The 22,217-nt window shown below is 64.6% G+C and carries 20 protein-coding genes and 2 pseudogenes; 8 read left to right on the top strand and 14 right to left on the bottom strand.

All coding sequences use genetic code 11. From position 1 onward, the window contains the following. The 8 genes and pseudogenes from AU465_RS31150 to AU465_RS31180 form a co-directional block, all read right to left on the bottom strand. Positions 1–202 (bottom strand): annotated as a pseudogene (locus tag AU465_RS31150) (ABC transporter substrate-binding protein); the annotation flags it as partial. Between the two features lie 264 nt (positions 203–466). Then, positions 467–1,651, bottom strand: coding sequence for a mandelate racemase/muconate lactonizing enzyme family protein (locus AU465_RS31155; protein ID WP_192256547.1), 1,185 nt, complete (start codon positions 1,649–1,651; stop codon positions 467–469). Between the two features lies 1 nt (position 1,652). Then, positions 1,653–2,756 carry a mandelate racemase/muconate lactonizing enzyme family protein gene (locus AU465_RS31160; protein WP_192256549.1) on the bottom strand — a complete coding sequence of 368 codons (1,104 nt, stop codon included), beginning with the start codon at positions 2,754–2,756 and terminating at the stop codon, positions 1,653–1,655. A 14-nt stretch (positions 2,757–2,770) separates the two neighbouring features. Then, positions 2,771–3,475, bottom strand: coding sequence for a GntR family transcriptional regulator (locus AU465_RS31165; protein WP_192256551.1), 705 nt, complete (start codon positions 3,473–3,475; stop codon positions 2,771–2,773). A 147-nt stretch (positions 3,476–3,622) separates the two neighbouring features. Beyond that, positions 3,623–4,777: an efflux RND transporter periplasmic adaptor subunit gene (locus AU465_RS31170; protein ID WP_192256553.1), complete on the bottom strand. Its 1,155-nt coding sequence runs from the start codon at positions 4,775–4,777 to the stop codon at positions 3,623–3,625. A 14-nt stretch (positions 4,778–4,791) separates the two neighbouring features. Then, on the bottom strand, positions 4,792–7,467 hold the full coding sequence (locus AU465_RS31175; RefSeq protein WP_512699444.1) for an efflux RND transporter permease subunit: 2,676 nt from the start codon (positions 7,465–7,467) through the stop codon (positions 4,792–4,794). Between the two features lie 23 nt (positions 7,468–7,490). Next, entirely contained in the window at positions 7,491–8,027 is a 537-nt protein-coding gene (locus AU465_RS38150) for an efflux RND transporter permease subunit (protein WP_246506585.1), read from the bottom strand. Further along, the gene (locus tag AU465_RS31180) at positions 8,021–8,320 is read right to left on the bottom strand and encodes a hypothetical protein (RefSeq protein WP_376774926.1); all 300 of its coding nucleotides are present in this window, start codon (positions 8,318–8,320) and stop codon (positions 8,021–8,023) included. The genes AU465_RS38150 and AU465_RS31180 overlap by 7 nt, the downstream gene beginning before the upstream one ends. Before the next feature lie 187 nt (positions 8,321–8,507). Here AU465_RS31180 and AU465_RS31185 point away from each other — a divergent pair, with 187 nt between their 5' ends. Beyond that, the gene (locus tag AU465_RS31185; RefSeq protein ID WP_192256555.1) at positions 8,508–9,089 is read left to right on the top strand and encodes a TetR/AcrR family transcriptional regulator; all 582 of its coding nucleotides are present in this window, start codon (positions 8,508–8,510) and stop codon (positions 9,087–9,089) included. A 377-nt stretch (positions 9,090–9,466) separates the two neighbouring features. Here the strand turns inward: AU465_RS31185 and AU465_RS31190 are convergent, their stop codons facing one another. The 5 genes from AU465_RS31190 to AU465_RS31210 form a co-directional block, all read right to left on the bottom strand. Next, on the bottom strand, positions 9,467–10,489 hold the full coding sequence (locus AU465_RS31190; protein WP_192256557.1) for a LacI family DNA-binding transcriptional regulator: 1,023 nt from the start codon (positions 10,487–10,489) through the stop codon (positions 9,467–9,469). Between the two features lie 57 nt (positions 10,490–10,546). After that, positions 10,547–11,341 carry an ATP-binding cassette domain-containing protein gene (locus AU465_RS31195; protein WP_192256559.1) on the bottom strand — a complete coding sequence of 265 codons (795 nt, stop codon included), beginning with the start codon at positions 11,339–11,341 and terminating at the stop codon, positions 10,547–10,549. Between the two features lie 3 nt (positions 11,342–11,344). Then, positions 11,345–12,331, bottom strand: coding sequence for an ABC transporter permease (locus AU465_RS31200; protein WP_192256561.1), 987 nt, complete (start codon positions 12,329–12,331; stop codon positions 11,345–11,347). Positions 12,332–12,434: 103 nt separating this feature from the next. Continuing rightward, complete coding sequence (locus AU465_RS31205; protein WP_192256563.1) at positions 12,435–13,367, bottom strand: substrate-binding domain-containing protein; 933 nt, start codon at positions 13,365–13,367, stop codon at positions 12,435–12,437. Between the two features lie 279 nt (positions 13,368–13,646). After that, positions 13,647–14,804 (bottom strand): fumarylacetoacetate hydrolase family protein, encoded by a 1,158-nt coding sequence (locus AU465_RS31210; RefSeq protein ID WP_192256565.1) that lies wholly within the window; start codon positions 14,802–14,804, stop codon positions 13,647–13,649. Between the two features lie 232 nt (positions 14,805–15,036). Between AU465_RS31210 and AU465_RS31215 the strand changes: the two are divergent. From AU465_RS31215 to AU465_RS31245, 7 genes and pseudogenes are all read left to right on the top strand, one after another. Then, positions 15,037–15,669 (top strand): annotated as a pseudogene (locus tag AU465_RS31215) (ABC transporter permease); the annotation flags it as partial. Beyond that, entirely contained in the window at positions 15,666–16,466 is an 801-nt protein-coding gene (locus AU465_RS31220; RefSeq protein WP_192256567.1) for an ABC transporter permease, read from the top strand. The pseudogene AU465_RS31215 and the gene AU465_RS31220, both read left to right, overlap by 4 nt. A 22-nt stretch (positions 16,467–16,488) precedes the next feature. Further along, a complete protein-coding gene (gene ggt, locus AU465_RS31225; protein WP_192256569.1) occupies positions 16,489–18,075 on the top strand; it encodes a gamma-glutamyltransferase in 1,587 nt (528 codons plus the stop codon). Between the two features lie 50 nt (positions 18,076–18,125). Next, the gene (locus AU465_RS31230) at positions 18,126–19,655 is read left to right on the top strand and encodes an acyl--CoA ligase (protein WP_192256571.1); all 1,530 of its coding nucleotides are present in this window, start codon (positions 18,126–18,128) and stop codon (positions 19,653–19,655) included. Next, the gene (locus AU465_RS31235; protein ID WP_192256573.1) at positions 19,655–20,632 is read left to right on the top strand and encodes a 2-dehydropantoate 2-reductase; all 978 of its coding nucleotides are present in this window, start codon (positions 19,655–19,657) and stop codon (positions 20,630–20,632) included. The genes AU465_RS31230 and AU465_RS31235 overlap by 1 nt, the downstream gene beginning before the upstream one ends. Positions 20,633–20,752: 120 nt before the next feature. Then, positions 20,753–21,106 (top strand): nuclear transport factor 2 family protein, encoded by a 354-nt coding sequence (locus tag AU465_RS31240; RefSeq protein WP_192256575.1) that lies wholly within the window; start codon positions 20,753–20,755, stop codon positions 21,104–21,106. Positions 21,107–21,356: 250 nt separating this feature from the next. Further along, positions 21,357–21,704 carry an ArsC family reductase gene (locus tag AU465_RS31245; protein ID WP_192256577.1) on the top strand — a complete coding sequence of 116 codons (348 nt, stop codon included), beginning with the start codon at positions 21,357–21,359 and terminating at the stop codon, positions 21,702–21,704. Between the two features lie 93 nt (positions 21,705–21,797). Here the strand turns inward: AU465_RS31245 and AU465_RS31250 are convergent, their stop codons facing one another. Then, the gene (locus AU465_RS31250; RefSeq protein WP_192256579.1) at positions 21,798–22,151 is read right to left on the bottom strand and encodes a DUF488 domain-containing protein; all 354 of its coding nucleotides are present in this window, start codon (positions 22,149–22,151) and stop codon (positions 21,798–21,800) included. Positions 22,152–22,217 lie beyond the last annotated feature (66 nt).

Raw genomic sequence — 22,217 nt, forward strand, 5'->3', positions numbered from 1 at the left:
CGCGGGCAAGCGAGGGCGCGGCGCCGAAGCCCGCGGCCATGCCGATGCGGCCGAGGAGCGGCAGCGACAGGCCGAGCAGGCTGCCGTGGCGGACGAAGTCGCGGCGGCTGACGCGGCCGTCGATAAGGCCGTCGATGAGGTGGTTTTCGAGCGGCGTGCGGTTGCGCCGGATAAGGTCGAGAATGCGGTGGTTCTTGCTCATGGGTCTAGACCCTTTCCCCAGTTCTTGTGGTTGGCGAGTGCATTCCGGTTGACGAAATACCGTGGAGTTCTCCGGTCCCGGCCATCGTCAAGAATATCAGTCGAACGAACTTTAGCATGCAGGTTAGTCCGGTCCATCCGCTCTTGGATGCGGGAAGGTCAGATTTTCTTGATGCATGCCATCTTCGATCTTGCGGTCCGATCGAAATCGCGGCCGCTTCTTTTTCTACGTCTGTCGCCTCCTTTCCTCTGGCGGTCTGCTGGTTCAGTTCAGCGGCAGCCGGCGATAGGCGCCGGGCTTTTCCGGGTCGTGGTACTTGTTGCAGGGCCCGTTCTCGACGAAGTCGCGATGGCAGGCGGCAAGCCTGTCGGGCGACAGCGTGACGCCGAGCCCGTAGCCTTCGGGCACCCGCACGACATTGTTCTTAGGCGCGAACGGCCCTTCCTCGATGACGTCCATCGGCTGCATGCGAAACAGCGACTGGTTGGGCTCCCGGATCCAGCCAAGTGCCGAGCAAAGATGCAGGTAGCAGGCGCTGCCGATGCCGGTGTCGCCGCTGTAACACCAGTAATCGATGCCGGCATGCTCGCAGGCGCCGACGAAGCGCAGCATCCGCCCGATCCCGCCATGCGCCGTCGGGTTGCCGACAAACGCGTCCGGCACCTTCAGCTCCATGGCGCGCGCGACATCGATATTGTGGGTGGAGAAGGGGATCGAGGTGTGGCGGCGCAGCTCGCGCATCTCCTCGATCGTCGCCACCGGGTCTTCCCAGTTGCGCACGCCGAGCTCTTCCAGCGGCCGTGCCAGTCGCCTGGCGGTGGCCAGCGAATAGGCCTGGTTGGAATCGACGCGGATCATCGCATCGTCGCCAAGCTTCTTGCGGATCAACTCGACCATCTTCAGCGAAAGCTTCGGATCCTGCGTCGAGAACTTGCCTTCGAAGAAGGTCGTGCCGTGGCGTTCGTTTAGCTCGACGCAGTAGTCGGCGACCGCTTCCGGCGTCTTCTCGCCCTTTACCGTCGGCCCGTCGCCGCGCAGCGAGAAATAGTCGGTGAAGGGGATCTCCTTGCGCACCGCGCCGCCGAGCAATTGGTAGAGCGGCTGCTTCCACGCCTTGCCGCGCAGATCCCACAGCGCCATCTCAATGGCGCCGAAGGCCATGATGCGGACGCGGTCGTTGATCGACTGCACGCCGCTCCAGAAGGGCAGGCAGACTTGCTCCGCGCTGGCGATGTCGAAGGCGTCGCGGCCGGTGAGCCGGGGTGCGAGCACGTCGTTGACGACGGCCGCGGCCGCCGGCGTCGGCGCTTCGCCGAGACCGACAAGCCCATCCTCCGTTTCGACCTCGACTATGGTCGGCGAAAAGCCGTCGAGCTCGCCGAACACCCAGACATAGGGCGCTTCGAGCCTGTAATTGATCGGCGTTGCCTTGATGCGCCGGATCTTCATTTCAGCCGATCTCGAAGAAGGGCTTGCCGAGCAAGTCCGGGTCGACATCGATGCCGAGGCCGGGTCCGTCGGGAATGCCCATGCGGCTGCCCGTCACCGGCGGCTTGTTGGAGGCGGTGCGCACCGTCACCCATTCGTGGAAGGCGATCGCGTGCAGCCGGCGCTCCTCCGGCGTCGACAGCGACAGATGCGCCATGGCGGCCGTGTCGATCTCGGCGCCGCCGGTGTCCTCGACGGTGATCATGAAGCCGAGATCGACGGCGACGTCGCGGATCAGCCGCGTCTGCGTCACGCCGCCCAGCCGCGAGATCTTCAGCGTCAGCCCGTCGGCCGCGCCACGGCGGTGGATTTCCAGCATCTCACCCAGCGAGGTGACGGATTCGTCCAGCACCATCGGCTTGTCCAGCATGCGGCGCACCGACATGTTTTCCTCGATCGTCGTGCAGGGCTGCTCGAAGGTGTAGTCGATGCCGCGCGTAGCGTCCGCGAACTGCCGCGCCTGGTAGGGCGTCCAACCGGCATTGGCGTCGCAGAAGATTACCGTGCCCTTCGGCACGGCCGACGCCACTGCCGTCACACGTTCGATGTCGTCGCGCACATTGCCGCCGACCTTGACCTGCAGCCGGTGGTAACCTTCGGCGACGATCTTCTTGGCAAGCGCTGCCATCTGGTCGACTGTGCCGTGGGTCACAACCCTGTAGAGCTCCGCCGTCTCGCTCTCGCGGCCGCCGAGCATGGTCACCAGCGGCACGTCGGCCACGCGGGCGGCGAGATCCCAGCACGCCATATCGAGTGCGGCTTTGATGTAAGGGTGGCCCTTGAACACCGTGTCCATCAGTCTGCCGATGCCGGCAAGGCCGCGTGGATCGTGGCCGATGAGGTGCGGCGCGATCTCCGGCACGCCGGCCCGGGTTCCGGCCGGGAAGGCGGCCGAGTAGAAATTGCCGAGCGGCGCCATCTCGCCCCAGCCGGTCACGCCTGTGTCGGAGGTGATGGCGACGATCACCGCGTCGAAGCAGTCGGCGACCCGCCCCTTCGACATGCGGTAGGGGCCGTCCACGAAAGGCTGCACGACATGGTAGGCTTTTATGCTTTCGATCTTCATGTCGGTGTCCGTTGTCAGCGAGGTCGGTCGGCGCCCTTCGAGGCGCGCTTTTCGAGGCCGCGCGCGTAGGCAAGAAGCTCTTCGAAATCGAGGTCGATATGCTCGCGCGCATGGCGCTGGGCGGCGCGCATGTCCGCGCCCTTGAGCAGCGTCACATAGGTCTCGTGCACGTCCTCGGCCGGCACCGGCTCGTTGCGCGCCCGCTGATGCAGGGCGAAATACATCTGCAGCCGGCTGGTCAGCCGCTGCCAGGTTTCCAGCAGCACCGAATTGTCGGCCCATTCGTAGATCAGCCCGTGCAGCTGCAGCGCCGTCTCGATCTGGCGCGTGGTGTCGAGCGCCCGCGTCGCCTGCTTGACCGCTTCGTGGCGGCGGTCGATCTCGTCGAAAAAGCGCTGGTCGCGCTGCGGCCAGGCGAGCTCGATGGCGAACTCGTCGAGCACCTTGTTGAGGGAATAGGCATCGATGATGTCCTTGGCGGCGACATCGATGACGAAAGTGCCGGCATAGGGGATGCTGGTCAGGACGCCTTCCTGCACCAGCTCGCGCATCGCCTCGCGCAGCGGCGCGCGGCTCACTCGCATCTGCTCGGAAATCCTGAGCTCGTTGAGCTTCTGTCCGGGCTCCAGCTGCCCGGTGAGGATGGCGCGCCTGAGCAGCGCGACGATCTCGGCCCTGCGCGTCGTATCCGCGATCGGACTGAAATCCAGTTTCGCCATGTGTCCCACTCCGGATGACCTAGCTGCAAGACAAGCAGATTGTCGACAATCTAACAAGGGTATTTTTTGCAGAGCGTAGCGCTCAACGAAACGGCGCCCTCGACGTGGGAGCCGAGGGCGCCGTCGGACCGGAACTGATGGGGGTTATCAGCTGGCCGGTTTCGGTTGCGGCAAGGGAGAAACCGGCATTCCGGGTCCGATCTTCTGCAAATTGCCCGTGATCACCTGGTCGCTCTCGGAAATGCCTGAGGTGACGGAGATCAGGTCGCCGTCGGTTGGCCCGAGCGAGACCAGCTTCTGGTCGACGGTGTTGCCTTTGCCGAGAACGTAAAGGTACTTGCCGAGCTGGCTGGAACCCAGCGCCACCTGCGGCACCATCAGGGTGTTGGGCTGCTCCTTCACATGCAGCCGCACGCGCACATATTGCCCGGGCAGCAGCCTGAACTTGGCGTTGCCGATCGTGGCACGCGCCGTGATCGTGCCGGTCGAGTGGTCGATCGTGTTGTCGATGAAGGTGAGCTGGCCTTTCTGACTGGGCTCGGTCTCGCCGGGCAGCAGCACGTCGACGGCGATCGGACCGGCGGCCTTCGCTTCTTCGATCTGCACGAGGTCGGTCTCGCTCGGATTGAAGGTGACGTAGATCGGGTCGAGTTGCACCAGCGTGTTGAGCACGGTGCCGGCGACGCTGACCAGCGTGCCGACCGAGGCCTGGTTGCGGCCGATGCGTCCCGGGAACGGCGCCTTGATCTCGGCATAGCCGAGATTGAGCTCGGCCGTCCGCACCGCGGCCCGGTCGACCGCCAGCGCCGCCTCGGCCCCGCGCAGGGTGCTGGTGCGCTGGTCGAAGCTGTCCTTGGCGAGATAGCCGCTCTTGGCGAGCTCGGTGCCGCGGCCGAGGTTCGAACGCGCATAGTCGAGCGTCGCAGAGTCGCGCTCCACCTGAGCCTTCGCCTGGTCGAGTGCTGCCTGATAGTCCTCGGTCGCGATCCTGTAGAGCAGGTCGCCCGGCTTGACGTCGCTGCCGTCGGCTGCTGTCTGCTCTTGCAGATAGCCCGGCACGCGCGCCTGCAGGGTGATGCTGCGGATCGATTCCACCCGCGCGGCGTAATCGAGGTAGATCGGCAGCGTCTTCTTGACGACGTTCACCACCGGCACCGGCATGACGAAGGCAGCGGGCGCGGGCGCCGCGCCAGCCGTGCTGGCGTTGAGGCTCAGATTGCCCATGTCGAGCAGATGAACACTTGCCACCGAAATCGCGCCCAGCGCGACGGCCGTTCCCAAAGCGATTTTCCATTTACGCATGTTGGTCTCCAATCCTATTCGGCCGCCTGGGCGAGCGGCTGAAGCGCCGGCTCGGCGGTCGGTTCAATTTCCTCTGGCTGAGGAGCGTCATGATGCCCCTTGGCTGGTTCTTTCTCGCCGCGCTCGCGCAGCTTTTCGATCACCGCGTAGAAGACCGGCACGAAGACCAGCGACAGGATAGTCGCCGCCACCATGCCGCCGAAGACGGTGGTGCCGATCGACTGCCGGCTGGCCGCACCCGCGCCGGTCGCGAACATCAGCGGCAACACGCCGAGGATGAAGGCGAAGGCCGTCATCAGGATCGGCCGCAGCCTCAGCCGCGCGGCTTCCATCGCCGCCTCGACGATGGTCAGGCCTTCCTCTCGGCGCCGTCGGGCGAACTCGACGATCAGGATGGCGTTCTTCGCCGCCAGGCCGATCAGCATGACGAAGCCGATCTGCGAATAGACGTCGATCTGCATGCCGCGCAGCAAAAGCACCACGAAGGCGCCGAACAGAGCCAGCGGCACGGCGAGCAGCACCATGAAGGGCATTGCCCAGCTTTCATACTGCGCCGCCAGGATCAGGAAGACGAAGACCATGGCGAGCCCGAACACGATCGAGGCGATCGATCCGGCCTTGAGCTCCTGATAGGTGATGCCGGTCCACTCATAGCCGAAGTCCCGCGGCAGGACGTTCGCCGCCGCCCGTTCCATCGCCGCCACCGCCTGGCCGGACGAGAAGCCCGGCGCAGCGCCGCCATTGATCAAGGCCGACGCATTGTTGTTGTAATGCGGCACGGTCTCGGGGCCGACGATCGGCACCAGCTTGCCCAGCGTGCTCAGCGGCACCATGCCGCCCGACGCGTTGCGCACGTAGAGCCGCGAGATGTCGGTTGCATCGGCGCGCGCGTCCTTGTCGGCCTGGATGGTCACACGGAAGGTGCGGCCGAACAGGTTGAAGTCGTTGACGTAGAGCGAGCCGAGATAGATCTGCAGCGTGTTGAACACGTCGGGCAGGTTGAGCCCGAGAAGCTTCGCCTTGCTGCGGTCGAGGTCGTAGTTGAACTGCGGCGTCGAGGTCGAGAAAGATGAGAACAGCTGCTGCGGATTGAGCTCCGGCTGCTTGCGTGCCTCGGCGATCAGCGCCTGCGTCACCTCGTTGAGCGCGGCACTTCCGCGGCCCGAAAGATCCTCCACCTGGAACTCGAAACCGCCGGTGGTGCCGATGCCCGGGATCGAAGGCGGATCGAAGGAGAGTGCGAACGCGTCCGGCATCTGCAACAGCTTGCCGCGCACCTGCTCGACGAGTTTCGAAGCACTCTGGTCAGGCCCGCGTTCGTCCCACGGCTTCAGGATGGCGAACTCCACCGCCGAGTTCGACTGCGCGGCGCTGGTCAGGAAGTTGAGGCCGCTGATCGAGCCGACGATGTCGACGCCGGGCGTGTTCTGCAGGATGTCGCGCGCCTTCTGCGCCACCGCGTCGGTGCGCTCCAGCGAGGCGCCGTCGGGCAGCTGGATGACGACGAAGAAGTAGCCCTGGTCTTCGACCGGGAGGAAGGTCGAGGGCAGCTTCTGCCAGACGAAATAGGTGGCGACGAGGCCGGCCGCGAACAGGCCGAGCATGGCCCAGCGCAGCCTGATCAGGATGCGCACGCCATGGGCATAGGCATGCGACAGCCAGTCGAAGCCGGCATTGAACCAGCGGAACAGCACGAACTGCGTTTCGCCACGATGGCGTAGGAACGCGGCACTCAGCGCCGGGCTCAACGTCAGCGAGTTGAAGGCCGAGATGCCGACCGAGATCGCGACGGTCAACGCGAACTGGTTATAGAGCCGGCCGGAGACGCCTGGGATGAAGGCGACCGGGATGAACACCGCCATCAGCACCGCGGTGGTGGCGATGATGGGGCCCGTCACTTCGGCCATTGCCGCGCGCGTCGCGGCAAGCGGCTTGAGGCCGGCTTCCAGCTGTCGCTCGACATTCTCGACGACGACGATCGCATCGTCGACGACGAGGCCGATCGCCAGCACCATGCCGAGCAGCGAGAGCATGTTGAGCGAGAAGCCCAGCATGTACATCACCGCCAGCGTCGCGACGAGCGACACAGGGATGGCGATGGTCGGGATGATCGTGGTGCGCCAGCTCTGCAGGAAGATGAACACCACCGCCACGACCAGCACCAGCGCTTCGCCGAGCGTGATCAGCACGTCATGCATCGAGGCCGAGACGAAGCGGGTCGTGTCGTAATGCATGGCGTAGTTGACGCCCTTCGGGAAGCGCGCGGACAATTCCTGCATCTTGTCCTTGACCCGCTGCTGCAGGTCGAGGGCGTTGGAGCCGGGCATCTGGTAGACGGCGAGCACCACCGTCGGGTCCTTGCCGAAGAAGGCCGACGAGGAATATTGCAGCGCGCCGAGCTCGATGCGGGCGACGTCTCGCAGCCGCACCAGCGAGCCGTTCTGCGAATTGGCGCGCACGACGATGTCGCCGAATTCCTTGGGGTCGCTCAAGCGGCCGACCGCATTGACCTGCATTTCGAAGGAGGTGCCAGCCGGCGCCGGCGACTGGCCGATCTTGCCGGCCGCCACCTGCACGTTCTGCTCGGCAATGGCGTTCTGCACGTCGACGGCGGTGATGCCGAGATTGGCCAGTTTGTCCGGATCGAGCCAGACGCGCATCGAATAGCGCCGCTCGCCGAAGATCTGCACGTCGCCGACGCCGGGCAAGCGCTTCAGCGGATCGCCACGTCGCCGACGCCGGGCAAGCGCTTCAGCGGATCGACCACCTGGAGATAGGCGAGATTGCTCAGCGCCACCGGATCGACGGAGCCGTCCGGCGAGGTGAGGTCGACGATCAAAACGAAATTGGGGTTCTGCTTCTTGATCGTGACGCCGCCCTGGTTGACGATGGCCGGGAGGGAGGATGCGGCTTGCGAGACGCGGTTTTGCACGTCGACGGCCGCGGTGCTCAGCGGATAGCCGACGTCGAAGGTGATGGTGATGGTCGAGGAGCCGTCATTCGAGCTCGTCGACGACATGTAGGTCATGCCTTGCACGCCGTTGATCTGCTGCTCGAGCGGCGTGGTGACCGTATCGGCCACCACCTGCGCGCTGGCGCCGGGGTAATGGGCGCTGACCACGACCTGCGGGGGCGTGATGTCTGGGAATTGCGAGACCGGCAGCAGGAAATAGGCGATCGCGCCGGCGAGCACCATGATGATGGCGATCGCCGATGCGAAGATCGGGCGGTGGATGAAGAATTTCACCATGATGCTGATGCCTCGCCGAAGGGTTTTGCGAAGTGGCGCAGGCGGGCCCGGCCGGAGCCGGAGTCCTCCAGGAAGGATGGCAGAACTTCATCGCCCGGCACCTGTTGCGCCGCGCGCGAGCGCAACATCCGTTCGAAGGCTCCGGGATCGATCCCGTCTGCCTTCATCACCAGCCGGATCATCGGATCCCGGATGGCTTCGTCGATCGTCAGGTCTTTGCGCTTTTGCATAGGAGTAGCTCCTTGCTTGCGGTCCGCATCGGATGATCTCGGACCGTTTTTCTCTCTTTTCACCGGCCGAAGCCGCATGACAGGCAGGTTTCTGGCTCTATCTCGCTCTGGCAGGGCCTATCGGTAGGGCCTTGTCGTTGACGGGAAGCGACATAGGTGTTACCAGTAAGTAACATTCTGGAAGTTACAGACCGGTAACACCCTAGTCAAGAGGTGGCCGAGGGATTTTTGGAAACGAAAGGAGATCATGATGACAGACGGCGTCGTGGAGCGCTCTCGCCCCCGGGATCGGATCCTGGAGACGGCGCAGGACATGTTCCACAAGCACGGCATCAAGGGCGTGGGCGTCGATGCCATCACCGAGGCCGCCGGCACCAACAAGATGACGCTTTATCGTCACTTCGAATCCAAGGACGAATTGATCATCGAATGCCTGCGGGCTACCGCGGCGAAGACCGCGAGGATATGGGACGAGTTCGAGGCCCGGCATCCCGGCGACAAGCTCGCGCAGCTGCATGCCTGGGTCCAGAAGGCCTCGGAAATGCTGAGCGCAGACTGCCGCGGCTGCGACATGGCCAACGCGGCCGTCGAGCTCAGTGAGACCGATCACCCGGCAAGGCGCGTCATCAAGGAATTGAAGGAAGCCCAGCGCGAGAAGCTCGTTGCACTGTGTCGCGATGCCGGCGTCGGCCAGGCGGAACTGCTCGCCGACACGCTGTCACTGCTGCTCGAAGGCGCGCGCGTGAGTATGCAGAGCGTCGGCGCCGAAGGCCCGAGCGCGCAATTCGTGCGCATGGCCGAGGGCCTGATCGCCTCGTTCCGGTCGCGCTAGGAAGTCCCCTTGACGCTTCGCGGCTACCTCCTCTTCGAAGAGAGAAGAGGCCGGCGCCGGCTGCCCGAATTGCGTTTGCTGTTCGCCTGGAATGCGGGTGAGGGGATTTGGTGTTTGCCGAGGCCTGGGCAAAGAAAAGCCCGCTGCCGGGAGGAGGTGGCAGCGGGCTCGATTTCGAACACGGCGCGGGAGGAGGTGCACCGCATTCATCGTCGGCATCACATCTGGGAGGAGGAGACGGCCGACACGTGTACATGTACTAGTTGCTTAATGATTCGGCAACCTCAAAACTTGCATAGCTGGTGTGCAGATTTGTCGCATCGTCGACCATTCCTCCTACAAATCCGAATATAGCGGCCTCGCCCGAAGCGGCCAACTCACTGCACCGGCACGTTTTCCTTGAAGATCAGCCGCGGCTCGATGAATTTCTTCGTCAGGTACGGCGCCGATGAAGCGATCGAGCCAAGCAGGCGGATCACCGCCTGTTCGGCAATCAGCCGCGCATTCTGGTCGATGACGACGTCGGCGAGGTCGTCGACGAGATAGCGGCGCGTTTCCTTGGTCAGGTCGTGGCAGATGAACACCGGCTTCTTGCGCGGCCTGGCTTCGAGCAAGGCCTTCGCCACGCCCGAGCGTCCCGCGCCGAGGCAGTAGATGCCGAGCAGTTCCGGCTCGTTGTGCAGCGCCTTGATCGTCGCGCCGTAGCTGGCGTCGGGCTCGTCGTTGATCTCAACGGCGCTGGAGACGGTGAGGTTGGGAAACTCCTCGGCGAGCACCGAGCGGAAACCCATCTCGCGCTCCTCATGGCCGCGATAGGAGCGCGAGCCGACGACCATCGCCAGATGGCCGGTACGGCCGCCCAGGAAGCGGCCCATCAACAGCGCCGCCGTGCGTCCGGCGACCCGGTTGTCGATCCCGACATAGGCCGAGCGGGGTGCAGCGGGAACATCGGAGACCAGCGTCACCAGCCGGATGCCCGCCTCGACCAGCTCGCGCAGGATATTGCGCGTGCGCGGGTGGTCGACGGCGATGACGCCGACGCCGTTGGCCTTGAGCGAGAGGTTCTCGACCGCGCCCTGCAGCGCGCCAGGTGAGATGCCGGCAAGGTTGTGGATGCGGCAGGAGGCGACCAACGGCAGGCGCGCGGCATAGTCCTCGATGTGATGGGCGAGATCCGCCATGAAGGCGTTGCTGCCGATCGGCAGGAAGAATTCGAGATGCGCCGGCTTCGACGGCAGCACGACCTGGTCGAGGGTCGGCAGGTAGCCGAGCTGCTTCGCCGCCTCCATCACCCGCTGCCGGTTGGCCGCGCTCGCGCCTGGCCGGTTGTTGAGCACCCGGTCGACGGTCGCGGTCGACAGGCCGCAGCTCCTGGCGATGTCGGCTACGGTGGCTTTCATGGGTCCACTCATAGGATGGGATGCGAGCCCTGTCAGGCCAATCAACGTCAGGCCAAGTCAGCCATGCGGCTGCGGGCCGTCGGAAATCGCATCGCGGATCTCCTTGTCCGACATGCCGGTGATGATGCGCTCGACCTCGGCGACCGTGGTCTTTTTCGGATCGATTTCCTCGGCCACCACCTTGCCGCGGCGCATCACCACGATGCGGTCGACCACCTGGAAGACGTGGTGGATGTTGTGGGCGATGAAGATGCAGGAATGGCCCGAGTCGCGCGCGCTGCGCACGAAGCTCAATACCCCTTGCGTCTCGGCGACGCCGAGATTGTTGGTCGGCTCGTCGAGGATGATCAAGTCGCTGTCGAAATGCATGGCGCGCGCGATCGCCACGGCTTGCCGCTCGCCGCCGGACAGCGAACCGATCGGCGTCGTCGGCGGGATGTTCTTGGAGATGCCGACTTGTTTCAGCAGGTCGCGCGCCACCGTGTTCATCGCCTCCTGGTCCATGCGGTTCAGGAAACGCGGCGGCTTGATCGGCTCGCGCCCAAGAAACAGATTGCGGGCGATCGACAGCTGCGTGACCAGCGCCGAGTCCTGGTAGATCGTCTCGATGCCCTGCGCGATGGCATCGCTGGTGCTGCGCAAGGTAACCTTCTTGCCGCGGATGAAGATATCGCCGCTGGTCAGCGGTACCGCGCCCGACAACACCTTGATCAGCGTCGACTTGCCGGCGCCGTTATCGCCGAGCAGCCCGACGATCTCCCTTTCGTTGACGTGGAAGTTGGCGTCCACCAGCGCCTGCACGCGCCCGTAGGACTTGCGGATATTTTCCATGCGGATGAGCGGTTCGGCCATGGTTCACGTCCCTGCCTGATGCCGGCGTTCGAGCCATGAGTGCAGCGCCATCATGCCGAGGATGATCGCGCCGATGAAGATGTTGTAGGCCAGCCCCGGCACGCCGATGAGCACGATGCCGTTGCGCATGACGCGCAGGATCAGGATGCCGAGCACCGTGCCGATGATGGTGCCGCGTCCGCCGGTCAGCGCCGTGCCGCCGATCACCACCATGGCGATGACCTCGAGCTCGTAGCCGGTGCCGCTGTTGGGGTTGGCGGCCGAGGTGCGCAGCGACGAGATCACGCCGGCGAGCGAGGCCATCACCGCCGACAGGACGAAAAGGCCGACCTTGACGCGGTTGACGTTGACGCCGCGGGCGCGCGCCGCATTTGGGTTGCCGCCGGCCGCCTGGATCCAGTTGCCGGTGCGGCTTTGCGTCAGCACGTAGCCGAGCAGGATCGCAGCGCCGATGAACCAGAACAGCGAGGCGTAGATGCGGAACGGCCCGATGTAGAAGTCGCCGACCAGGATGTCGGCAAGCCAGCTGCCTTCGGCGCTCCATGTGCGCTGCGGAAAGCCGTCAGTGACGAACAACGCGGTGCCGCGCACGACGAGCAGCATGCCGAGCGTCACCAGGAAGGACGGAATCTTGAGCCGGGTGACGAACCAGCCATTGACCAGCCCGATGAAGGCCGCGACCACCAGCGCGATGACGAAGCCCACCTCCAGCGATGTGACGCCGCCGTTGAAAAGCGTCCACATCAGTACCGGCGAGAAGCCGAACAGCGAGCCGACCGAAAGGTCGAATTCGCCCGATGTCATCAGCAGCGTCATCGCCAGCGCGATCAGGCCGAGCTCGACGGTGAAGGCCAGGATGTTGGAGATGTTCTGCGGCGACAGGAAGTCGGGATTGATGCCCCAGAAGACGACGAGCTCGACGACGAGCAGCACTAGCGGGCCGAATTCGGGCCGCGCGATGAAACTTTGGATGAAGGAACGGTTTTCCATTGAGCCCGCGACGTGAGTGAACTTGGCTGAAGCCCGCGCGGCCGCAGGCTCGGCGAAAGGAATGGCCGTGGCCGCCGCAGCGGTCACGGCCATTGGTCGCGGATTACTTGCCGGACAGGATCTTGTCGTAGACGCCGGCTGTGTCCTTTTCATAGAGCGCGCCGGTGATGACGTTGAAGCCCGGAGGAATGCCGGCGGCAGCCATGTTGGCGAGCGAGAGCGCCACATAGCTTGTCGCCTGGGGGTCCTGCCACTGCGCGGCATTGACGTAACCGTTCAGTACTTCCTGCGTGGTGTCGAGCGAGTTGCCCCAGCCGACGACCGGGATTTCGCCCGCCTTGACGCCGACCTGATCGAACACGCGCTTGATCGAGCCGGTGACGAGATCGCCGAGACCGATGATGGCCTTCACCTTGCCCTTGTGGGCGGTGAGGTAGTCGACCATGCGGTTGATCACTTCGGCCTGGTCGAGCGTCGCTTCGGTCACCTCATAGGTGATGCCCGCCGGCTCGAACACGCTCTTGATGCCTTCCTCTTCCTGGACGCCATAGGTGGCGCCCGGAACCTCGACGGGCATCCACACGAAGTCGCCCTTCTTCACCAGGCCCTTGTCGACCAGATACTGCGCCCAGTGCTTGCCGAAGGTGACGTTGTCGCCGCCGACATAGGCGTTGAAGTTGGCCTTCGGATCGGGCGTGTTAAAGTTGATGATCGGGATGTTGGCCGCGCGGGCCTCCTTGACGATTTCAACGAGACTGCCCGGATCGGGGCTGGTCGTGACGATGCCGTCGGCCTTGGCCGAGATGGCGGCGCGGACAGCCTCTTGCTGCGAGGCGACGTCGCCATTGTGGAACGAGGTGTTCACCTTGTTGCCGGTGTCGCTCGCCCATTGTTTGGCGCCGGCCAGGAAATAGGTCCAGACCGGATCGGCCGGGCCGCCATGCGAAATCCAGTAGAACGTCTTGGCCTCGGCCATCGCCGGAATGGCGAGTGCCGCGATCAAGCCAAGCACGAGCAGTCTTAGCCTCGAAAGCATTCGATTTCCTCCCATGTTGAAATCCACCTCCACATCAGGCGCGATACGATCCTCAAGGACCGCATCTCCTGCCCGCGCCGACCGGACGCCTCTAGAGCATTCCCTTTTTCGGTCGCTGGCAAGCCTCCATCGCCAATGGATGTTGGGGCAGCCGCACGCGCCATCAGCAATCCCATCAGATTGCATCAGTTGCGATGATATTCCGCGGGCAAAACCCCGCCGTTGCGCTCCATCAGCCCCTGGCAATGAGCGCCAGCATATTGCCGCTATGATCCGCTGTTAGATCAGACCGGCTCGGGCGAGGTCGCGCATGAGGTGGCTGGCGCCGTAGGTCCAGTGTGGGCAATCCGGCGACAGCCGCACGCGGTTGACCAGGGCGCCGAGCTTCTCGGATGAGATGGTGACCAAATCGCCGACCTTGTGGGTGAAACCCTTGCCCTTCTCGCCGCGGTCCTTCGACGGCACGAACATGGTGCCGAGATAGAGCGCCAGCCCATCCGGATACTGGTGATGCGGCCCCAGCGCGGCCTTGACCAGCTCTTCCGGCGAGCGGCTGATTTCGGCCATCGAGCTCGCGCCCTCCAGAGAAAATCCATCCTCGCCCTCGACGCTGAGCCGCACCGTCGCGCGCTTCACGTCGGCGATGGAGAACGTCTCGTCGAAGAGCCGGATGAAGGGGCCGAGCGCGGCGGAAGCATTATTGTCCTTGGCCTTGCCGAGCAGCAGCGCCGAGCGGCCCTCGACGTCGCGCAGATTGACGTCATTGCCGAGCGTTGCACCGACAATCCGACCTGAGCTGTCCGCAATCATCGCGATCTCCGGCTCCGGATTGTTCCAGGTCGAGACCGGATGCAGCCCGACATCGGCGCCGAAGCCGACTGAGGCCATCGGCTGGCACTTGGTGAAGATCTCGGCATCCGGCCCGATGCCGACTTCCAGATATTGCGACCAGGCGCCGCGCTGGATCAGCTTGGCCTTGATCTCCATCGCCTCGGGCGAGCCGGGCTTCAGCTTCGACAGATCATGGCCGATCAGCCCGGCGATGTCGGCGCGAATGGCGTCGGCCTTCTCAGCCGAGCCGCGCGCCTGCTCCTCGATGACGCGCTCGAGCAGGCTGACGACGAAAGTGACGCCGGAGGCCTTCACTGCCTGCAGGTCGACGGGCGAAAGCAGGATCGGCTTCTTCGCATCGCGCTTGGTCGCGAAGCTGTTTGCCGCAATGTCTTCCAGCGCGCCGATCGCCTTGCCCTTGGCCGAGCGCACATGGCCGGCCGGATCCTTCAGCTCGCAGAGATCACGCATCGTGGGCGCCGCGCTCGACGTGATGTCGATGACCTCGCCGTCGCGCACCGTGACCACCAGGGGGTGGGAGGCTTCGCTGGTCCTGGCGCGGCCGACGAAAAGGCCGTCGGCGGGGAGGCGGGTCGGGTCGGTCATGGTCTTCGTATCCTCTCGATTGTTGCGCGGCACTTTCCTCGGATTTAATGCAAACGTCTATCCCGTCGATGGCAAGGTTATGGGCCATTGGCGTGCTGTCACATAGCCAGGGCCGGCTGGCCCATCGAGCGCTCTTTCAAATTCATGAAATCGGCAATAGGATTTTCACGAAGCTCCAGCACTTGCCCGCAGCCTTTTCCGATCCGATCTGGCGGAAGCCCAAAACGGCCCCGGCGCCTGCGTGCTGTTCGGCTATCCGCTGGCCTATATGCTGTCGCAACTGCCGCGCCGCGCGGCCTCGATCTGCCTGATCTTCGTCATCCTTCCGTTCTGGACCTCGGTGCTGGTGCGCACCTATGCCTGGCTGGTCATCCTGCAGCGCAAGGGACTGATCAACAATTGGCTGATCGACCTCGGCATCATCGGCCAGCCGCTGCCGCTCGCCAACAATTTCGCCGGCGTCGTCATCGGCATGACCCACATCATGCTGCCGTTCCTGGTGCTGCCGCTCTACGCCTCGATGAAGACCATCGACGTCGACTGCCTGCGAGCCGGCATGATTCTCGGCGCCAGCCCGGCCGCCACCTTCCGGCAGATATTCTTCCCGCTGTCGCTGCCCGGTCTCGCCTCGGGCGTGGTCATCGTCTTCGTGCTTTGCCTCGGCTTCTTCGTCACGCCGGCGCTGATGGGCGGCGGCAAGGTCATCATGTGGGCGATGCGCATGGAGCAGGCGACCAGCCTCTATTCCAACTGGGGCGCCGGCGCCGCTCTCGGCGTCGTGCTGCTCGCCGTCACGCTGGCGCTGCTCGGTCTCTTCCAATGGCTGCTCGGCGCGCGTGCCACCGGTGTATGGAGCCGGCGATGAGCGCGGAAAACAGCCTGCCCATCTCGCACTGGCAACGCCTCTGGCTCTACCTTCTGGGCGGCCTCGTCATGCTGTTCCTGATCGCCCCCTCGGTGATCATCGTCATCATGTCCTTCTCCGGCTCGACGCTGCTGCAGTTCCCGCCCGAGCAATGGTCGCTGCGCTGGTACGAAAGCTATTTCGGCTCCGTCGAATGGCGCGACGCCACCATCGTCTCGGTCAAGGTGGCGGTGATGACGGCCATCGTGGCGACGCCGCTAGGCACCGCCGCCGCCTACGCGATCAATGCCGGCACGTTGAGGCTGACCGGCGCCATCAGTGCGCTGCTCACGGCATCGCTGATCATCCCGGTCATCCTGATCGGTATCGGCACCTTCTTCCTCTATGCCCGCATCGGCCTCAACAACACGCTGACCGGCCTCGTCATCGCGCATACCGTCCAGGCGCTGCCGCTGGTGGTGCTGACCGTGCTTTCCGGCTTGCGCTCCTACGACATGAGCCAGGAGATGGTGGCGCGCAGCCTTGGCGCCGGACGCTTCGCCGCCTTCTTTCAGGTGACCATGCCTCAGCTTCGCTTTTCGATCGTCTCGGGCGCGCTGTTTGCCTTCATCACCTCCTTCGACGAGGTGGTGGTCTCGCTCTTCATCTCGGGCGGCGAGACCACGACGCTGACGCGCCGCATGTTCAATGCGCTGCGCGATCAGATCGACCCGACGATTGCCGCCATTTCGACTTGCCTGATCGTGCTATCGATCGTCTTGTTGTCCGCCGCCCAGCTTTTCGGCCGCGGACGTTGAATGCAGGGATATCTTAAACAGCATGCGTGATTTCCAATTTCCCGGCCGCTCTCCGGTCCGCGCCACCGAAGCCATGGCGGCGACCTCGCATCCGCTCGCCACGCTTGCCGCCATCGACATGCTGCGCTCCGGCGGCAACGCCATGGACGCCGCCGTCTGCGCGGCGGCGGTGCAGGCAGTGGTCGAACCGCAATCGACCGGCATCGGCGGCGACTGTTTTGTCCTCTATTGCCCCAAGGGCGACGGCAATGTGATCGCCTTCAACGGCTCGGGCCGGGCGCCCCAGGCCGCGACGGTCGACTGGTACCTGGAGAACGGTTTCAGCGAGCTTCCCAAGCAGGGCCCGCACGCGGTGACCGTTCCCGGCGCCGTCGACGCCTGGTGCCGGCTGCTGGAAGACCATGGCCGCAAGGGCATCGCCGACGCATTGGCGCCCGCCATCCGTTATGCCGAAGAAGGTTATGTCGTGCACGACCGCGTCGCCTTCGACTGGGAGGAGCCGGAAACCGATCTGTCGGCCGACGAAGTGGCGGCGCGCATCTTCCTGCCGGGCGGCAAGCCGCCCAAGGCCGGCGACGTGCATCGCCAGCCGGAACTGGCGGAGACGCTGCGCATCATCGCCAGGAAAGGTCGTGCCGGCTTCTATGAGGGCGCGGTAGCCGAGGATATTGTCGGACGGCTTCGTGAGCTCGGCGGGCTGCATACGCTGGACGACTTCGCCGCGACCAAGGGCGACTACAGGACCGCGATCAGCACCTCCTATCGCGGCTGCGACATCCACCAGATGCCGCCGAACAATCAGGGGCTGACCGCGCTCTTGATGCTCAACGTGCTGTCCGGCTTCGACCTTGCCGCGCTCGACCCGAACGGCGCCGAGCGCCTGCATCTGGAGGTCGAGGCGGGGCGGTTGGCCTATCAGGAACGGGATGCATTTTTCGCCGACCAGGACCATGTCGATGTCCCGGTGAAAGCGCTGCTCTCCAGCGCTTATGCCGACCGGCTGCGCGCTACGATCGATCCCGAGCGCGCGATGACGCATCTGCCGCGCCTCGATCTGCCGGGCAGCGACACGGTCTACATCACCGTCGTCGATCGCGACTTGAATGCGGTGAGCTTCATCAACTCGACCTATTATTCCTTCGGCAGCGGCGTCGTCGGGCCGAAGACCGGCGTCGTGCTGCAGAACCGCGGCTCGAGCTTCCGCCTCGATGCGAAGCACCCGAACGCAATAGCGCCCGGCAAGCGGCCGATGCACACGATCATGCCGGGCATGATGACCAGGAACGGCCGCGCCGTGATGCCGTTCGGCGTCATGGGCGGCGGCTACCAGCCCTTCGGCCATGTGCATCTTTTGACCAACATGATCGACTTCGGCATGGATCCGCAGCAGGCGCTGGACGCCGCGCGCGTCTTCTATAACCACGATGTCGTGGAAGCCGAGCGAAGCGTGCGTCCAGATGCCGTCGAGGGCCTGCGTCGCCGTGGCCACCGCGTTGTCGAGCCCGACCATCCGCTAGGCGGCGGACAGGCAGTGCTCATCGATTGGGAAAAAGGCACGCTGACCGGCGCCTCCGATCCGCGCAAGGACGGCCTGGCGCTCGGATATTGAGCAGCCCTTTGCTGGACATCGGCCGACCGTTCGAAACATAGTCTGGAACCATGACAAGAAGCGAAAACTCCATCGACCTTGCCCATCGTCTTGCGCCCGGTGCCGAAGATGCGCCGGCCATTGCTGCGCCCGACCGGACCGCTCTCTCGCATGGCGGGCTGCGCCGGCTGATCCACGAGACAACGGCCCGGCTCAACGCGCTCGGCATCGGCCGCGGCGACCGCGTCGCCATTGTGCTGCCCAACGGCCCGGAGATGGCGACGGCTTTCATCGCGGTCGCCGCTGCCGCCTCCACGGCGCCGCTCAATCCGGCCTATCGCGCCGACGAGCTCGATTTTTATCTGACCGACATCGGCGTCAAGGCGATCCTCGTCGGCAAGCACGAGGCAGGTCCCTCGGTCGAGGTTGCCGAACGCCTTGGCATCCCAGTACTGCGCTTGGTCGTGCCGCAGGACGCGCCTGCCGGCGTCTTCACGATCGAGGGCGACCCGGTCGGTCCGCCGGTCGCGTCCGGATTGTCCGAGGATGGCGATACCGCGCTGCTGCTGCATACCTCCGGCACCACCTCACGTCCCAAGCTGGTGCCGCTCAGCCATGCCAACCTTGCCGCTTCGGCGGCGCATATCGGCGCCACGCTCGGCCTGACCTCGACGGACCGCTGCCTCAACATCATGCCGCTGTTCCACATCCACGGGTTGATCGCGGCGGTGCTGTCCTCGCTTGCCGCCGGCGGCAGCGTCTTTTGCACGCCGGGCTTCAACGCGCTGCGCTTCTTCCAGTGGCTCTCCGAGGCGCGGCCGAGCTGGTACACGGCGGTGCCGACCATGCATCAGGCGATCCTGCCGCGCGCCGCGCGCAATCCCGAGCAGCTCGCCGAAGCAAACTTGCGCTTCATCCGCTCGTCTTCGGCCTCCTTGCCGGCGCAGGTCATGGCGGAGCTCGAAGCGACATTCGGCTGCCCGGTGATCGAGTCCTACGGCATGACCGAAGCCGCGCACCAGATGGCGTCCAACCGGCTGCCGCCGGGCCAGCGCAAGCCGGGCAGCGTCGGCGCGGCGGCGGGACCGGAAGTGGCCGTCATGGCGCCCGATGGACGGCTGCTCCAGGCAGGCGAGATCGGTGAGATCGTCATTCGCGGGCCGAACGTCACCGCCGGCTACGAGAAGAATCCGGACGCCAATGCCAGCGCCTTCGCTCATGGCTGGTTCCACACCGGCGACCAGGGCGTGCTCGACGAGGATAACTACCTGCGCGTTACCGGCCGGCTGAAGGAGATCATCAACCGCGGCGGCGAAAAGATTTCGCCGCTCGAGGTGGACGGCGTGCTGATGGACCATCCGGCGGTGGCGCAGGTCGTCACCTTCGCCATGCCGCATGACAAGCTCGGCGAGGAGGTCGCGGCCGCGGTCGTGCTGCGCGAAGGTCAGAGCGCCAGCGAGACCGACATTCGCGGCTTCGCCGCGGCACGGCTCGCCGATTTCAAGGTGCCGCGCAAGGTAGTGATCCTGGACGAGATACCCAAAGGCGCGACCGGCAAATTGCAGCGCATCGGCCTTGCGGCAAAGCTCGGTCTCGGCTGATGCGCATCACTGTCTTTGGCGCCGGCGCCATCGGCGGCTACCTCGCCGCCAAGCTGGCGATCGCCGGCCGGGTCGATCTTTCGATCGTGGCGCGCGGCGCGCATCTCGAAGCGATCAACGCCAACGGTCTTCGCCTGATCGAGGATGGCAAGGAAACAGCGACACGGGTGAGGGCCGCGGCGCGGGCCGATGAGCTCGGCGCGCAGGACTATGTCGTGCTGGCGCTGAAGGCGCATTCGCTGGCGCCGGCGCTCGGCGAGATCGCGCCGCTGCTGGGCGAGGGGACCGCCGTCGTCACCATGCAGAACGGCGTGCCCTGGTGGTATTTCTACAAGGCCGGCGGCGCGCTTGAAGGCACGCGGCTCAACACGGTCGATCCCGACGGCACGATCTGGCAGCGCATCGGCCCTGAGCGCGTCATCGGCTCCGTCGTCTATCCCGCCGTCGAGGTCGATGCGCCCGGCCTGATCCGCCATGTCGAGGGCACGCGGTTTTCACTTGGCGAGCCTTCCGGCGAAAAGAGCGAGCGTGTCACTGCGTTGGCGCGGGAACTGGTCAAGGCCGGGCTGCAGGCGCCGGTGCGCGAGGACATACGCTCGGAAATCTGGGTGAAGCTTTGGGGCAATCTTTCCTTCAACCCGATCTCGGCGCTGACCTGCAGCACGCTTGCGGCGATCGTTGCCGACGAAGGCACGCGCGCAGTCGCTCGTGCTATGATGCTGGAGGCGCAAGCGATCGGCGAGAGCCTCGGCGTGCGCTTCCTCATCCCCGTCGACCGGCGCATCAAGGGCGCCGGCGATGTCGGCGAGCACAAGACCTCGATGCTGCAGGATCTCGAACGCCGCCGTCCGATGGAAATTGATGCCCTGGTGGGCGCAGTGCAGGAACTCGGCCGCCTGACCGGCCAGCCGACGCCGACCATCGACAGCGTGCTGGCGTTGGTGCGGCGGCTGGCGATCCAACGCGGGTGTTACTGATTGGGCGACGCTCGATGCCGTTTTCAGTCCTGACATGACTTGTCAGGTACCGGCCGTTTGGCGGTGGCAAGCTGATGGCAAGCTCCCTATTTGGACTCTGTCCAAACCCGGGAGGATCCCATGACCACTGCCGAAATTGCCAAGGATTTCACCGAACTCCTCAAGCAGGGCGACAGCCACAGCGCTGCCGCGAAGTACAATGCCGACGACATCGTCAGCTACGAAGCGATGGAAGGGCCGATGGCCGTCTGCAACGGCAAAGAAGCCGTCAAGCAGAAGGGTGAATGGTGGGAAGCGAACCATGAGGTTCACGGCGGCTCGATCGATGGCCCCTATGTCAATGGCGACCAGTTCGCATTGCGCTTCACCTTCGACATAACGCCCAAATCTACCGGCGAACGCGTCACCATGGACGAGGTTGGCCTCTACACGGTCAAGAACGGCAAGATCAGCGAAGAGCGCTTCTATTATTGAGGCCGATCGGCCTGCGGCATCCTACGTCTTTTCGCTGCAGGATTTGAAAATCAGACATGGCGGCCAGGATGATATGCCGGCCGCCATGGAGAGCGTCAAATCGTCTTCACATAGTCCCACTGGCAAAGCGAGCAGGGCAGGCTCTAAATCAAAAAGAGAGCATGATGTCGCCCGAAAACCGCTTCGCACTTTTCGGCATCATGCTCTAGGGTTCGGCCGGATTCGCAATCCCATCTGCCCGAGGTCTGAGTTGACGATCACCATGTACGGCATCACCACCTGCGACACGATCAAGAAGGCGCGCGTCTGGCTTGAGAGCCACGACGTGCCGTATCGTTTTCATGACTACCGGGCCGAGGGCATCGAGGTCGACAAATTGAACGGCTGGGTCGGCAAAGTCGGCTGGGAAAAGCTGCTCAACAAGGGCAGCACGACTTTTCGGGAGCTGCCGGACAAGGACAAGGAAGCGCTCGACGAGAAGAAGGCGAAGAAGCTGATGCTTGCCAAGCCGACGATGATCAAGCGCCCGGTGCTCGAGGTCGGCGACCGCATCCTGGTTGGGTTCAAGCCGGAGGTTTATGAGGAGGCGGTGGGGTAGGGTAGCGGGACAGCGAAGCTGCCAATCTCCCCCCGCAAGGGGAGATCGGACGTCACCTCGGCTTTCGCAAATCGCGAGCGTTGCGCGAGTCCTTCACGCCCCCCGCAAATACCCCGCCAGCGCCACTGCGTTGTTATGCGCCTCATCCTGCGCGCCGTAGAGCAGCGTCACCTTTCCCTCGCGAAGCACATCGCGCAGTTGCGCCACCGCCTCCTCGTTCCGGTCGAGTTCGGCGCGGTATCGCTTCTGGGAATCCGCCCAGCGCTCAGGCTCATGTCCGAACCATTTGCGCAGCTCGTCGCTCGGCGCGATGTCCTTCAGCCAAAGGGTGAGAGCGGCATCCTTCTTGGCGACGCCGCGCGGCCAGATGCGGTCGACTAGCACCCGCTGGCCGTCGGTCTTCTCCGGCGCCTCATAGATGCGCTTCACCGCTATGTCGAAGGCCATTGAGCCTCCCTTGACAAGCAATCCCGGGAAAACTGTGCAGCGGTTTTCCGTCCGGAATTGCGCAAA

The sequence above is a fragment of the Mesorhizobium silamurunense genome (assembly GCF_014843905.1).
In the GTDB taxonomy this organism is placed as follows: domain Bacteria; phylum Pseudomonadota; class Alphaproteobacteria; order Rhizobiales; family Rhizobiaceae; genus Mesorhizobium; species Mesorhizobium silamurunense.